At 64.0% G+C, this 14,316-nt stretch carries 10 protein-coding genes and 1 tRNA gene; 10 read left to right on the top strand and 1 reads right to left on the bottom strand.

Annotation, left to right across the window (positions count from 1 at the left end; genetic code table 11):
• Nucleotides 1–199: 199 nt before the first annotated feature.
• Nucleotides 200–646 (bottom strand): Lrp/AsnC family transcriptional regulator, encoded by a 447-nt coding sequence (locus A6W98_RS01325; protein ID WP_042456889.1) that lies wholly within the window; start codon nt 644–646, stop codon nt 200–202.
• Nucleotides 647–752: 106 nt separating this feature from the next.
• Here A6W98_RS01325 and A6W98_RS01320 point away from each other — a divergent pair, with 106 nt between their 5' ends.
• The 10 genes from A6W98_RS01320 to rpoC all read left to right on the top strand — a co-directional run bounded on the left by A6W98_RS01320 (nt 753) and on the right by rpoC (nt 14,269).
• Nucleotides 753–1,352, top strand: coding sequence for a LysE family translocator (locus A6W98_RS01320; protein ID WP_042456885.1), 600 nt, complete (start codon nt 753–755; stop codon nt 1,350–1,352).
• 247 nt (nt 1,353–1,599) lie between these two features.
• Nucleotides 1,600–1,675: transfer RNA gene (locus A6W98_RS01315), tRNA-Trp, on the top strand.
• 467 nt (nt 1,676–2,142) lie between these two features.
• Nucleotides 2,143–2,334 (top strand): preprotein translocase subunit SecE, encoded by a 192-nt coding sequence (gene secE, locus A6W98_RS01310; RefSeq protein ID WP_042456882.1) that lies wholly within the window; start codon nt 2,143–2,145, stop codon nt 2,332–2,334.
• 173 nt (nt 2,335–2,507) lie between these two features.
• Nucleotides 2,508–3,044 carry a transcription termination/antitermination protein NusG gene (gene nusG / locus A6W98_RS01305; RefSeq protein ID WP_042464377.1) on the top strand — a complete coding sequence of 179 codons (537 nt, stop codon included), beginning with the start codon at nt 2,508–2,510 and terminating at the stop codon, nt 3,042–3,044.
• Nucleotides 3,045–3,150: 106 nt separating this feature from the next.
• Nucleotides 3,151–3,603, top strand: coding sequence for a 50S ribosomal protein L11 (rplK, locus tag A6W98_RS01300; protein WP_042456880.1), 453 nt, complete (start codon nt 3,151–3,153; stop codon nt 3,601–3,603).
• Between the two features lie 5 nt (nt 3,604–3,608).
• Nucleotides 3,609–4,307 (top strand): 50S ribosomal protein L1, encoded by a 699-nt coding sequence (gene rplA, locus A6W98_RS01295; protein WP_042456877.1) that lies wholly within the window; start codon nt 3,609–3,611, stop codon nt 4,305–4,307.
• A gap of 265 nt (nt 4,308–4,572) precedes the next feature.
• Nucleotides 4,573–5,091: a 50S ribosomal protein L10 gene (gene rplJ, locus A6W98_RS01290; RefSeq protein ID WP_042456874.1), complete on the top strand. Its 519-nt coding sequence runs from the start codon at nt 4,573–4,575 to the stop codon at nt 5,089–5,091.
• 72 nt (nt 5,092–5,163) lie between these two features.
• Nucleotides 5,164–5,544 (top strand): 50S ribosomal protein L7/L12, encoded by a 381-nt coding sequence (gene rplL / locus A6W98_RS01285; protein WP_042456871.1) that lies wholly within the window; start codon nt 5,164–5,166, stop codon nt 5,542–5,544.
• Nucleotides 5,545–5,793: 249 nt separating this feature from the next.
• Complete coding sequence (rpoB, locus tag A6W98_RS01280) at nt 5,794–9,930, top strand: DNA-directed RNA polymerase subunit beta (RefSeq protein ID WP_042456869.1); 4,137 nt, start codon at nt 5,794–5,796, stop codon at nt 9,928–9,930.
• 94 nt (nt 9,931–10,024) lie between these two features.
• A complete protein-coding gene (gene rpoC, locus A6W98_RS01275; RefSeq protein WP_042456865.1) occupies nt 10,025–14,269 on the top strand; it encodes a DNA-directed RNA polymerase subunit beta' in 4,245 nt (1,414 codons plus the stop codon).
• The last annotated feature ends 47 nt before the right edge of the window (nt 14,270–14,316 follow it).

The following is a 14,316-nucleotide window of genomic DNA, read 5'->3' as shown; positions in this document are numbered from 1 at the left end:
CGGGGCCGCCCTTCGGGGCGGCCCTTTTTCATGCGGGCAGCAGTCGATCTGCGCCGACATGGCCGGGGCTCGGTTCGTCCCCTCCGGAAGGCGGAGTTCTGCCCGCTCGCGGACGAGAATGCAGCGAACAGCGGAAGAGGCCCGGACCGAGCCTTGCAGCGGCGCTGGATGCGGCTCTGCGGCCGACGCGCTGTTCAAATCATGTGGCGCGCTCGTCCTTGGGGGTTTCCATCACGATGCAGGACGTGATTGCATTGACGTGCGATTGCGTGCCCAGCACCTCCGTGTGGAAGCGCTTGTATTCCGAGAGATCGGCGCTCTCGACGCGCAACAGATACTCGAAGGCCCCGGCGATGTTATGGCACTCGACGACTTCGGGCGCGACGGCCATGGCGCGCTCGAACCGCTCCTGGGCCGCCTTTGTATGGGAGGAGAGGCCGACCATGACATGGGCGGCAAACCCGCGGCCCATGCGCTCGGGGCTGGTCACGACCCTGTAGCCCAGGATCACTCCGGTTCGCTCCAGCTCTTGAACCCGTCTCAGGCAGGCCGAGGAAGACAGGCTGACACGTTCAGCCAAGGCGACATTGCTGATCCGGCCGTCGCGTCGCAGCTCGCGCAATATCTTATGATCTTTGGCGTCCATGGGGCGTCAATAATTGTGTGTTCATGTCCTCGGCTGGAATATCAGGCGACATGTTGCGGCCTGTTCTCGATATTGTTGCGCGCCAGCAATGTCGGAGGTACGGGCGATGAGCTTCGCTATCCTGAGCGCCCTTCTGGGCTTCGCATTCGTCACGACCGTCACGCCGGGGCCGAACAACCTCATGCTGATGGCGTCCGGTGCGAATTTCGGGTTTCGGCGGACCCTGCCGCATATGATGGGGATCGTCGGAGGCATGTCGGTCATGGCTCTCCTCGTGGGGACGGGGCTGATGGCGCTGTTCGACGCGGTGCCTGCGCTGAACCTGGTGCTGAAGGTCATTTCCGTCGGCTACCTGCTCTGGCTGGCATTCAGGATCGCGACGACCGCTCCGCTGGAGGAGCGGGACGCGGACAGCCGTCCGATGACCTTTCTGCAGGCGGCCACTTTCCAGTGGGTGAACCCCAAGGCCTGGGCCATGTGCCTGTCTGCCGTCACGCTCTATGCGCCCGACCGCTCGCTTCTGTCGGTCGCCATCGTGGCTGCTGCGTTCACGCTGGTCTGCTTCCCGGCGATCTCGGTCTGGGCGTGGCTCGGGACCGTGGTCCGTCAATGGCTGTCGAACGCCACCCGGCTCAGGATCTTCAACTTCACCATGGCGGCTTTGCTGGTGACGTCGCTTTATCCCGTGCTCGGTTTCGGAACCTGAGCGGCGGCGTGGTCAAATCCGGCTTCGGCAAGGTAAGACGGAACTGGCTGCGCTATCCGGGGCTAGGGCCGGAAGGTCCTGCGATGCCGCTGCGGCGTCCGCTTGCGCGACTGGCGTCCGGAAGTGCAACCGGCGGGGAGGGCCGGTTTGCCGGACAATCGGCTGCGGCGCTTTCGCGAAACCGGCGCCCGGTGCGAAAAGCGCTCTTGATTCCCGCTGCCGCATATCTTAATCGGGCGCACGGCCTAGGGGTGTAGCTCAGTTGGTAGAGCATCGGTCTCCAAAACCGAGGGTCGGGGGTTCGAGCCCCTCCGCCCCTGCCAGGCCGCTTCCAGATATTTCGTCAAATGGCGTTTGCCCGTGAGCTGTGCCCAGCCATTGCCGAATGGTTGGGGGCGTGTCGGTGCTGTGATCGTCAGGGCTGGTCCGCGATCGGGCCCGATGGCCAGAAGGGGGCGGGTGTGGCGCGGGCGCCGACGGATCCGGCCTTGGCCAATTCGGCAGGGATCGTCACCGGCATCACGATATGCGCCCGGCCTGCGAACCGGTTCCCCGGGCGCCCTGGAGGGATGGCGTGCCTTTCCGAAACCGTCATGCGAATTCCCGGGCAGGGCAGGGCAGGGCGGGGCGGTCACGAATTGTAGTCTGGGCCCCGGATGCGCCCCGTCGGTGATGGCGAGGGGCAGGCAGCGCGTCGGTATGGGCCGAAGGGTCCGGTGCTGCCCTTGCAAACCGATGCCCAAGCGCGTATCTCGGCCCGGTTGACAGGCATAACGGACCCCGCAGGCCCATGGCGAACCCCCTTCAGTTCATTCAGCAGACCCGCTCGGAAATCTCCAAGGTGGTCTGGCCGACCCGGCGCGAGGTATTCCTGACCACGATCATGGTTTTCGTGATGGCGTCATTGACGGCGGTCTTCTTCTTCCTCGTCGACTCGCTGATCAGGGTCGGGCTGCAGGCTCTGCTTGCGTTTTTCGGCTGAGGCCGGATCTGTTACTGCGCCCCGGGCTTGAAACCGGACGGCTGGGGCGGTAAGGCCTACGCACTTTTCCGGGCGTCGGCGTGCATCGATTCGGGTTGCGCGCTGTTTTTTATTCCGGACAACGCAGGATCAGCGCGGCCTGAATGGCCGACGGACACGAGGTAACGGGCAACATGGCGAAGCGGTGGTATTCGGTAAGCGTTCTCTCGAACTTCGAGAAGAAGGTTGCCGAACAGATCAAGCAAGCCGTGGCGGATGCGGGTCTCGAGGACGAGATCGAGGAAGTCCTGGTGCCGACCGAAGAGGTCATCGAGATCCGGCGCGGCAAGAAGGTGACGAGCGAACGGCGCTTCATGCCCGGCTATGTGCTGGTGCGCATGGAGATGACCGACCGCGGCTATCACCTCGTCACGCAGATCAACCGGGTGACCGGGTTCCTCGGGCCGCAGGGCAAGCCGATGCCGATGCGCGACGAGGAAGTGAACCAGGTTCTCAACCGGGCCGAGGAAGGCGAGGCGCAGCCGCGTTCGCTGATCACCTTCGAGATCGGCGAGAATGTGAGCGTGACCGACGGGCCCTTCGAGGGCTTCGCGGGCATGGTCGAGGAAGTGGACGAAGACAACCAGCGCCTGAAGGTGACGGTGTCGATCTTCGGCCGGGCCACCCCGGTCGAGCTGGAATTCGCGCAGGTGTCCAAGGGGCAGCTCTGACGCGGATCCTGTGGGAGGCGAGCGGGCGCGCCCGCGGACCGGACCACTAAACCGAAGCGCCGCCCTCGCGAGGGGCCCGGCGCGGTGAATGGAAGGAGATGGCCAGATGGCCAAGAAGGTAATCGGGAAGCTCAAGCTTCAGGTGAAGGCGGGTCAGGCGAACCCGTCGCCGCCAGTCGGTCCCGCGCTCGGTCAGCGCGGCATCAACATCATGGAATTCTGCAAGGCGTTCAACGCCAAGACCCAGGACATGGAGCCCGGTGCGCCGTGCCCGACGGTCATCACCTACTACCAGGACAAGTCCTTCTCGATGGACATCAAGACGCCGCCGGCGTCTTACTACCTCAAGAAGGCGGCAGGCCTGAAGCCGATCGGCAAACGGAACCGTCCGAAGGGCTCGGAAAAGCCGGGTCGCGAGACCGCCGGCACCGTGACCGTTGCCCAGGTGCGCGAGATCGCCGAAGCGAAGATGAAGGATCTGAACGCCAGTGACGTCGAGGGCGCGATGCAGATCATCCTGGGGTCGGCCCGCTCGATGGGCATCGAGGTTAAGGGGTAAGCGCAATGGCGAAACATGGGAAACGTGTCCGCGCCGCGCGGGAAGCCTTTGCCGGCAAGGACAACCTGTCGGTCGAGGAGGCGGTGAGCCTCGTCAAGGAAAACGCCTCGGCCAAGTTCGACGAGACGCTGGAAATCGCGCTGAATCTCGGCGTCGATCCGCGCCATGCCGACCAGATGGTGCGTGGCGTCGTCACCCTGCCGAACGGCACCGGCAAGACCGTGCGCGTGGCGGTCTTCGCCCGCGGCGCCAAGGCCGATGACGCCCAGGCGGCCGGAGCCGATATCGTCGGCGCAGAGGATCTGATGGAGACCATCCAGGGCGGTGCGATCGAGTTCGATCGTTGCATCGCGACCCCGGACATGATGCCGATCGTCGGCCGTCTGGGCAAGATCCTGGGGCCCCGCAACCTGATGCCGAACCCCAAGGTCGGGACCGTGACGATGGATGTCACCTCGGCGGTGCAGGCTGCCAAGGGCGGTGAGGTCCAGTTCCGGGTCGAGAAGGCGGGCGTGATCCATGCCGGCGTCGGCAAGACCTCGTTCGATGCCGCCAAGCTGGCCGAGAACGTGCGCGCCTTCATCGATGCCGTGGTCAAGGCCAAGCCGGCCGGCGCCAAGGGCACCTACATGAAGAAGGTGAGCCTCAGCTCGACCATGGGCCCGGGCGTGTCGATCGACGTGACCTCGGCAACTGGGAATTGATCCGGGATAGGTGAACCCCTATCCTTGCGAAAGTTTCCGGGACTCTTGCCCGGGAATGGCGGGGCGGAAACGCCCCGTCCTGTCCGAGACGGAGGGTGCGGGGCCCGTCCCCGCTTAATATCCTTCCCGAGATGGGGAAACGAGACAGAATTCCGCGGGGAAACCCTCGGGCGATCCTGGCCTCGGGACCCATACGGACCCGAAAGCCGGCAAGCAGGCCGGCACATCTAGAGCCGGGGGGAAACCCCCAAATTGGAGTGAAACTGTGGATAGAGCCCAGAAAGAGAAAGTGGTCGAGGAACTCGGCCAGATCTTCGAAAGCTCTGGCGTCGTGGTGGTTGCCCACTACGCGGGTCTCACGGTTGCCGAGATGCAGGACCTGCGCGCACGCATGCGCGAAGCGGGTGGGTCCGTTCGCGTCGCCAAGAACAGGCTCGCCAAGATCGCCCTGGAAGGAAAGCCCTGCGCAAGCCTGGCCACTCTTCTGACGGGCATGACCGTTCTGACCTATTCCGAGGACCCCGTGGCTGCTGCCAAGGTCGCGGAAGGTTTCGCCAAGGACAACTCGAAATTCGAGATCCTCGGCGGCTCCATGGGTGAGACGGCCCTGGACCGGGCCGGTGTCAAGGCAGTGTCCGAAATGCCGTCGCGCGAGGAGCTTATCGCTTCGATCGCCGGCTGCATCGGTGCACCCGCCGCGAACATCGCCGGTGCGATTGGCGCGCCCGCTTCCAACATCGCGAGCATCCTCTCGACCATCGAGGAGCGTGCGGAAGCCGCTTGAGCAACTTGTGATCCCGCGTGAAGGGCAGATGCCTCGCGTTGGAACAGACAATGTGAAAGAACGGAACAGAACATGGCTGATCTGAAAAAACTCGCCGAAGAGATCGTGAACCTCACGCTTCTCGAGGCCCAGGAACTGAAAACCATCCTGAAAGACGAATACGGCATCGAGCCCGCCGCCGGCGGCGCCGTGATGATGGCCGGCCCGGCTGCCGGTGGCGAAGCCGCCGCTGCCGAAGAGCAGACCGAATTCGACGTCATCCTGAAATCGGCTGGCGCGAACAAGATCAACGTCATCAAGGAAGTCCGCGCGATCACCGGTCTTGGCCTGAAAGAAGCCAAGGACCTGGTCGAGGCCGGCGGCAAGGCCGTCAAGGAAGGCGTCGACAAGGCCGAAGCCGAGGACATCAAAGGCAAACTCGAAGCGGCTGGCGCCGAAGTCGAGCTCAAGTGATCGGGCTCGCGGGCGATGTGCCCGTGACCTGAAGAATGTTGGCTGGGTCCGGCGGTTTGTCCGGGCCCAGCCGAACCTGTCTTGGAAAGGGCTTGCTTTCTAAAGCCCTTTCCAAGGTGCGGTTCGAGGTTCGGGAGCGGCCGGTGGGACGGACCGCAGGAATGGAACCTTACCCCCCTCATCGCGAGCGGCGCGCCACCGGGGCCCGACGGTGGATGCGCCCGCGACAGACGAAAGGCGAGACCACAGATGGCGCAGAGCTACGTTGGCCACAAACGACTCCGCAAATACTACGGCAAGATCCACGAAGTTCTGGAGATGCCGAACCTCATCGAGGTCCAGAAATCCTCTTACGACCTGTTCCTGAATTCCGGCGACGGGCCTGTGCCCGCCGATGGAGAGGGCATCCAGGGGGTGTTCCAGTCGGTCTTCCCGATCAAGGACTTCAATGAGACGGCCGTGCTCGAATTCGTGCGTTACGAGCTCGAGAAACCGAAATACGATGTCGAGGAATGCCAGCAGCGCGACATGACCTTCTCGGCGCCGCTCAAGGTGACGCTGCGTCTGATCGTGTTCGATGTCGACGAGGATACCGGCGCCAAGTCGGTGAAGGACATCAAGGAGCAGGACGTGTTCATGGGCGACATGCCGCTCATGACCCAGAACGGGACGTTCATCGTGAACGGGACCGAACGGGTGATCGTGTCCCAGATGCACCGGAGCCCGGGCGTCTTCTTCGACCATGACAAGGGCAAGACCCATTCCTCGGGCAAGCTGCTCTTCGCCTGCCGGATCATTCCCTATCGCGGCTCCTGGCTCGACTTCGAATTCGACGCCAAGGACATCGTCTTCGCGCGTATCGACCGCCGCCGGAAGCTGCCGGTGACGACCCTGCTCTACGCGCTGGGGCTGGACCAGGAAGGCATCATGGATGCCTATTACGATACCGTGTCGTTCCGGCTGGAACGCAATCGCGGCTGGGTCACCAGGTTCTTCCCCGAACGCGTGCGCGGCACCCGTCCGACCTATGATCTGGTCGATGCCGATACCGGCGAGGTGATCTGCAAGGCGGGCGACAAGGTCACGCCGCGTCAGGTCAAGAAGCTGATCGAGGAAGGCCGGGTCACCGAGCTGATGGTGCCGTTCGATCACATCGTCGGCCGGTATGTCGCCAAGGACATCATCAACGAAGAGACCGGCGCGATCTACGTCGAGGCTGGCGACGAACTGACCTGGATCGTCGACAAGGATGGCGAGGTCACCGGCGGCTCGCTGAAAGAGCTGCTGGATGCGGGCATCACCGACATCCCGGTGCTCGACATCGACAACATCAATGTCGGCCCCTACATCCGCAACACCATGGCGGCGGACAAGAACATGGGCCGCGATACCGCGCTCATGGACATCTACCGCGTGATGCGTCCGGGCGAGCCGCCGACCGTCGAGGCGGCGACCAACCTGTTCGAGTCGCTGTTCTTCGATTCCGAGCGCTACGACCTGTCGGCCGTCGGCCGGGTCAAGATGAACATGCGTCTGAACCTCGATGCGCCCGACACCCAACGGACGCTGCGCCGGGAAGACATCATCTCCTGCATCAAGGCGCTGGTGGAGCTCCGCGACGGCAAGGGCGAGGTCGATGACATCGACCACCTCGGCAACCGCCGGGTCCGTTCCGTCGGCGAGCTGATGGAGAACCAGTACCGCGTCGGCCTGCTGCGGATGGAACGCGCCATCAAGGAGCGGATGTCTTCGGTCGAGATCGACACGGTGATGCCGCAGGATCTGATCAACGCCAAACCGGCCGCTGCCGCCGTGCGCGAATTCTTCGGCTCGTCGCAGCTGTCGCAGTTCATGGACCAGACCAACCCGCTGTCGGAAGTCACCCACAAGCGCCGTCTTTCGGCGCTCGGGCCGGGCGGTCTGACCCGCGAGCGTGCGGGCTTCGAGGTCCGCGACGTTCACCCGACCCATTATGGCCGGATGTGCCCGATCGAGACGCCGGAAGGCCCGAATATCGGTCTGATCAACAGCCTTGCCACCTATGCGCGGGTGAACAAGTACGGCTTCATCGAGACCCCCTATCGCCGGGTCGAGGACGGGCAGGTGACCGATGATGTCCACTACATGTCCGCGACCGAGGAGATGCGGCATACCGTGGCCCAGGCCAACGCCAATCTCGACGGCGAGGGCAAGTTCATCAACGATCTGGTGAACACCCGCCAGGCCGGCGAATACACCATGGCGCCGCGCGAAAGCGTCGACCTGATCGACGTGTCGCCGAAACAGCTGGTGTCGGTCGGGGCCTCGCTCATTCCCTTCCTCGAGAATGACGACGCCAACCGCGCGCTGATGGGCGCGAACATGCAGCGTCAGGCGGTGCCGCTTCTGCAGGCCGATGCGCCTTTCGTCGGCACCGGCATCGAGCAGGTGGTGGCGCAGGACTCGGGCGCCGCGATCATGGCGCGCCGCGGCGGGATCATCGACCAGGTCGATGCCCAGCGGATCGTGATCCGGGCCACCGAGGATCTCGAACCCGGCGATCCGGGCGTCGACATCTACCGTCTGCGCAAGTTCCAGCGGTCGAACCAGAATACCTGCATCAACCAGCGTCCGCTGGTGAAGGTGGGCGATACCGTCCAGAAGGGCGAGGTCGTCGCCGACGGTCCCTCGACCGACATGGGCGAGCTGGCGCTCGGCAAGAACGTGATCGTCGCGTTCATGCCCTGGAACGGCTACAACTACGAGGACTCGATCCTGATCTCGGAGCGCATCGCGCGCGATGACGTCTTCACCTCGATCCATATCGAGGAATTCGAGGTCGCGGCCCGCGATACCAAGCTCGGGCCGGAAGAGATCACCCGCGACATCCCGAATGTCGGCGAGGAAGCCCTGCGCAACCTCGACGAGGCGGGCATCGTCTATATCGGCGCCGAAGTGGGGCCGGGCGACATCCTTGTCGGCAAGATCACTCCGAAGGGCGAAAGCCCGATGACCCCCGAAGAAAAGCTTCTGCGGGCCATCTTCGGCGAAAAGGCCTCGGACGTGCGCGACACCTCGCTGCGTCTGCCCCCGGGCGATTACGGCACGGTGGTCGAGGTCCGGGTCTTCAACCGGCACGGCGTCGACAAGGACGAGCGTGCGCTGCAGATCGAGCGCGAAGAGGTCGAGCGTCTGGCCCGTGACCGGGATGACGAGCAGGTGATCCTCGAGCGCAACATCTATGCGCGTCTCAAGTCGATGGTCCTCGGCAGAGTCGCGGTGAAGGGTCCGAAGGGCGTGAAGCCGAATTCGGAAATCACCGAAGAGCTGCTCGAGACCCTGTCCAAGGGGCAATGGTGGCAACTGGCGCTGGAGGACGAGGCCGATGCCGGTCAGGTCGAGGCGCTGAACGCCCAGTTCGAGGCGCAGAAACGCGCGCTCGAGCACCGCTTCGAGGACAAGGTCGAGAAGGTCCGCCGCGGCGACGATCTGCCTCCGGGCGTGATGAAGATGGTCAAGGTCTTCATCGCGGTGAAGCGCAAGCTTCAGCCCGGCGACAAGATGGCCGGTCGGCACGGCAACAAGGGGGTCGTCTCCCGCGTGGTGCCGATGGAGGACATGCCCTTCCTGGCCGACGGCACGCCTGTCGATCTGGTGATGAACCCGCTCGGTGTGCCGTCGCGGATGAACGTGGGGCAGATCCTCGAGACCCATATGGGCTGGGCCGCGCGTGGCCTGGGACAGCAGGTCGAGGAGGCGCTTCATGAATATAAGCGCTCGGGCGATCTGACGCCGGTGCGGGATGCGATGCATCACGCCTATGGCGACGATGTCTATGACGAGGCGATCCGCGACATGGACGAGGCCCATCTGGTCGAATCCGCGTCCTCGGTCACCCGCGGCGTGCCGATCGCGACGCCGGTCTTCGACGGTGCCAAGGAGCAGGACATCAACGATGCACTGATCCGCGCGGGCTTTGACACCTCGGGCCAGTCCGAGCTTTTCGACGGCAGGACCGGCGAGCGTTTCGCCCGGAAGGTCACCGTGGGGGTCAAGTATCTGCTGAAGCTGCACCACCTCGTGGACGACAAGATCCACGCGCGCTCGACGGGGCCCTACAGTCTCGTCACCCAGCAGCCCCTGGGCGGCAAGGCGCAGTTCGGCGGTCAGCGTTTCGGGGAGATGGAGGTCTGGGCGCTCGAAGCCTACGGTGCCGCCTATACCCTGCAGGAGATGCTGACGGTGAAGTCGGACGATGTGGCGGGCCGGACCAAGGTCTACGAGTCGATCGTCAAGGGCGAGGACAATTTCGAGGCCGGCGTACCGGAATCCTTCAACGTTCTGGTGAAGGAAGTCCGCGGCCTCGGGCTGAACATGGAACTCCTGGACGCGGAGGACGAGGAGTAGGGGAGAATGAATTTTCGCGGAAAATTCGTGACGATTTTTCCGCGAAAAATCGCGCCCTTGCCCATCCCTTTGCGCTGATTTGAAGGACTTCAAGATGAACCAGGAACTGACCACCAACCCGTTCAACCCGCTGGCTTCGCCCAAGCAGTTCGACGAGATCAAGGTGTCGCTGGCCTCGCCCGAACGGATCCTTTCGTGGTCCTATGGCGAGATCAAGAAACCCGAGACCATCAACTACCGGACGTTCAAGCCCGAGCGTGATGGTCTCTTCTGTGCGCGGATCTTCGGGCCGATCAAGGACTACGAGTGCCTTTGCGGTAAGTACAAGCGCATGAAATATCGCGGCGTGGTCTGCGAGAAATGCGGTGTCGAGGTGACGCTGCAGAAGGTCCGCCGCGAGCGGATGGGCCATATCGAGCTGGCGGCGCCTGTCGCGCATATCTGGTTCCTCAAGTCGCTGCCGTCGCGCATCGGCCTGATGCTGGACATGACGCTCCGCGATCTGGAACGCGTGCTCTATTTCGAGAACTACGTGGTGATCGAGCCCGGTCTGACCGATCTGAGCTACGGCCAGATGCTGACCGAGGAAGAGTATCTCGACGCGCAGGACCAGTTCGGGACCGATGCCTTCACCGCCGGGATCGGCGCCGAGGCGATCCGCGAGATGCTGTCGCAGATCGATCTCGAGGCCGAGGCAGAGCGGTTGCGCGAGGAGCTGAAGGAAGCCACCGGCGAGCTGAAGCCGAAAAAGATCATCAAGCGGCTGAAGGTCGTCGAAAGCTTCATCGAATCCGGCAACCGTCCGGAATGGATGGTGCTGACCGTGATCCCGGTCATCCCGCCGGAATTGCGGCCGCTGGTGCCGCTCGATGGCGGCCGGTTCGCGACCTCGGACCTGAACGACCTCTACCGCCGGGTGATCAACCGGAACAACCGTCTGAAGCGGCTGATCGAGCTGCGGGCGCCCGACATCATCGTCCGCAACGAAAAGCGGATGCTGCAGGAATCGGTCGATGCGCTGTTCGACAATGGTCGCCGCGGCCGGGTCATCACCGGCGCCAACAAGCGGCCGCTGAAATCGCTCAGCGACATGCTCAAGGGCAAGCAGGGCCGGTTCCGCCAGAACCTTCTGGGCAAACGGGTCGACTTCTCGGGCCGTTCGGTGATCGTGACCGGCCCCGAACTCAAGCTGCACCAGTGCGGGCTGCCGAAGAAGATGGCGCTCGAGCTGTTCAAGCCGTTCATCTATTCGCGGCTTGAGGCCAAGGGGCTTTCCTCGACCGTCAAGCAGGCCAAGAAGCTGGTCGAGAAGGAACGTCCCGAGGTCTGGGACATCCTCGACGAGGTGATCCGCGAGCACCCGGTGATGCTGAACCGGGCGCCGACGCTGCACCGTCTGGGCATCCAGGCGTTCGAGCCGACGCTGATCGAAGGCAAGGCGATCCAGCTGCACCCTCTGGTCTGCTCGGCCTTCAACGCCGACTTCGACGGCGACCAGATGGCCGTGCACGTTCCGCTGAGCCTCGAGGCCCAGCTGGAAGCGCGGGTCCTGATGATGTCGACCAACAACGTGCTGTCGCCCGCCAACGGCGCGCCGATCATCGTGCCGTCGCAGGACATGATCCTCGGGCTCTATTACATCACGATGGAGCGCAAGGGCATGAAGGGCGAGGGCATGGCCTTTGCCGATGTCGAAGAGGTGCAGCACGCGCTCGACGCGGGCGAGGTGCATCTGCATGCCAAGATCATCGCGCGGATCAAGCAGATCGACGAGCATGGAAACGAGGTGCTCCAGCGCTTCGAGACCACGCCGGGCCGGGTCCGGCTGGGCGCGCTCCTGCCGATGAATGCCAAGGCGCCGTTCGAACTGGTCAACCGGCTGCTGCGGAAGAAAGAGGTGCAGCAGGTCATCGACACCGTCTATCGCTATTGCGGCCAGAAGGAGTCAGTCATCTTCTGTGACCAGATCATGGGGCTCGGGTTCCGCGAGGCGTTCAAGGCCGGGATCTCCTTCGGCAAGGACGACATGGTCATTCCCGAGCGGAAATGGACGATCGTCGAGGGCGTGCGCCAGCAGGTCAAGGAATTCGAACAGCAGTACATGGACGGCCTGATCACTCAGGGCGAAAAGTACAACAAGGTTGTCGATGCCTGGTCGAAATGCTCGGACGAAGTCGCCGCTGCGATGATGTCCGAGATCTCGGCCGTCCGCGTCGACGATGCCGGGGCCGAGATGGAGCCGAACTCGGTCTACATGATGGCCCACTCGGGCGCCCGGGGCTCGCCGGCGCAGATGAAGCAGCTGGGCGGCATGCGCGGCCTGATGGCCAAGCCCTCGGGCGAGATCATCGAGACCCCGATCATCTCGAACTTCAAGGAAGGTCTGACCGTGCTCGAGTACTTCAACTCGACCCACGGTGCCCGGAAGGGTCTGGCCGATACCGCGCTGAAAACGGCGAACTCGGGGTACCTCACCCGGCGTCTGGTGGACGTCGCTCAGGACTGCATCGTGCGCCGCGACGATTGCGGCACCGAGAACGCCATCACCTGCGAAGCGGCGATCAACGACGGCGAGGTCGTGGCGACCCTGGCGGAACGGCTGCTTGGCCGTGTCGCGGCCGATGACGTGCTGAAACCCGGCACCGACGAGGTTCTGGTCACCCGCAACGAGCTGATCGACGAACGCAAGGCGGATGCGATCGAGAAGGCCGGTGTCGCCACCGTCCGGATCCGGTCGCCGCTGACCTGCGAGGCCGAAGAGGGCGTCTGCGCGGCCTGCTACGGCCGTGACCTGGCGCGCGGCACCAAGGTGAATATCGGCGAGGCTGTCGGCATCATCGCCGCGCAGTCGATCGGCGAGCCCGGCACGCAGCTGACGATGCGGACCTTCCACATCGGCGGTATCGCCCAAGGGGGCCAGCAGTCCTTCCAGGAGACCAGCCAGGAGGGCCGGATCGAGTTCCGCAACGCCAACCTGCTGACCAATGCGGCGGGCGATCAGATCGTCATGGGCCGGAACATGCAGCTGGCCATCATCGACGATAACGATGTCGAGCGGGCGAGCTTCAAGCTGGGCTATGGTACCAAGGTCTTCGTGGCCGAGGGGGCCCGGGTGGCACGGGGCGACAAGCTGTTCGAATGGGACCCCTACACCCTGCCGATCATCGCCGAGAAGGCAGGGCGCGCCAGGCTCGTGGACCTCGTGACCGGGATCTCGGTCCGCGAGGATACCGACGATGCCACCGGTATGACCCAGAAGATCGTGTCCGACTGGCGCACCGCGCCCAAGGGCAACGAGCTGAAGCCCGAGATCATCATCGTCGATCCCGAAACCGGCGAGCCGGTCCGCAACGAAGCGGGCAATCCGGTCACCTATCCGATGTCGGTGGATGCGATCCTCTCGGTCGAGGATCAGCAGGAAATCCGGGCCGGTGACGTGGTGGCGCGGATCCCGCGCGAAGGTGCCAAGACCAAGGACATCACCGGCGGTCTGCCGCGGGTGGCGGAACTGTTCGAGGCCCGGCGTCCGAAGGATCACGCCATCATCGCCGAAATCGACGGCTATGTCCGGTTCGGCCGCGACTACAAGAACAAGCGGCGGATCACCATCGAGCCGGCGGACGAGACCATCCAGCCGGTCGAATACATGGTGCCCAAGGGCAAGCACATCCCGGTGCAGGAAGGCGACTTCGTGCAGAAGGGCGACTACATCATGGACGGCAACCCGGCGCCGCATGACATCCTCGCCATCATGGGTGTCGAGGCGCTGGCGAACTACATGATCGACGAGGTGCAGGACGTCTACCGGCTGCAGGGCGTGAAGATCAACGACAAGCATATCGAGGTGATCGTCCGGCAGATGCTGCAGAAATGGGAGATCTCGGATTCGGGTGACACCACGCTTCTGAAGGGCGAGCATGTCGACAAGGCCGAGTTCGACGAGGCCAATGACAAGGTGCTGGCGCGCGGCGGGCGTCCCGCAGAGGGTCAGCCGATCCTGCTGGGGATCACCAAGGCCTCGCTGCAGACCCGGTCCTTCATCTCGGCGGCTTCGTTCCAGGAGACGACGCGGGTGCTGACCGAGGCCTCGGTCCAGGGCAAGCGCGACAAGCTGGTCGGCCTGAAGGAAAACGTCATTGTCGGCCGGTTGATCCCGGCGGGCACCGGCGGGGCCAGCCAGCGCGTGCGCCGCATCGCGGCCGAGCGCGACCAGAAGGTCATCGACGCCCGTCAGGCCGAGGCGGTCTCGGCCGCGGCTCTTGCGGCTCCGATGGAAGACTTCGGCGCGTCCGACGATGACGATCTGGGGCTGGTGGAAACGCCCGAAAGCCGCGAATAAGCGAAGCCAGGACCCAAGGTCACAAGATCGCCCCCGCCCGTCATGGG

The organism is Rhodovulum sulfidophilum DSM 1374 (genome assembly GCF_001633165.1).
GTDB classification, from domain to species: domain Bacteria; phylum Pseudomonadota; class Alphaproteobacteria; order Rhodobacterales; family Rhodobacteraceae; genus Rhodovulum; species Rhodovulum sulfidophilum.
This window is presented reverse-complemented; position numbering and strand designations above follow the sequence as displayed.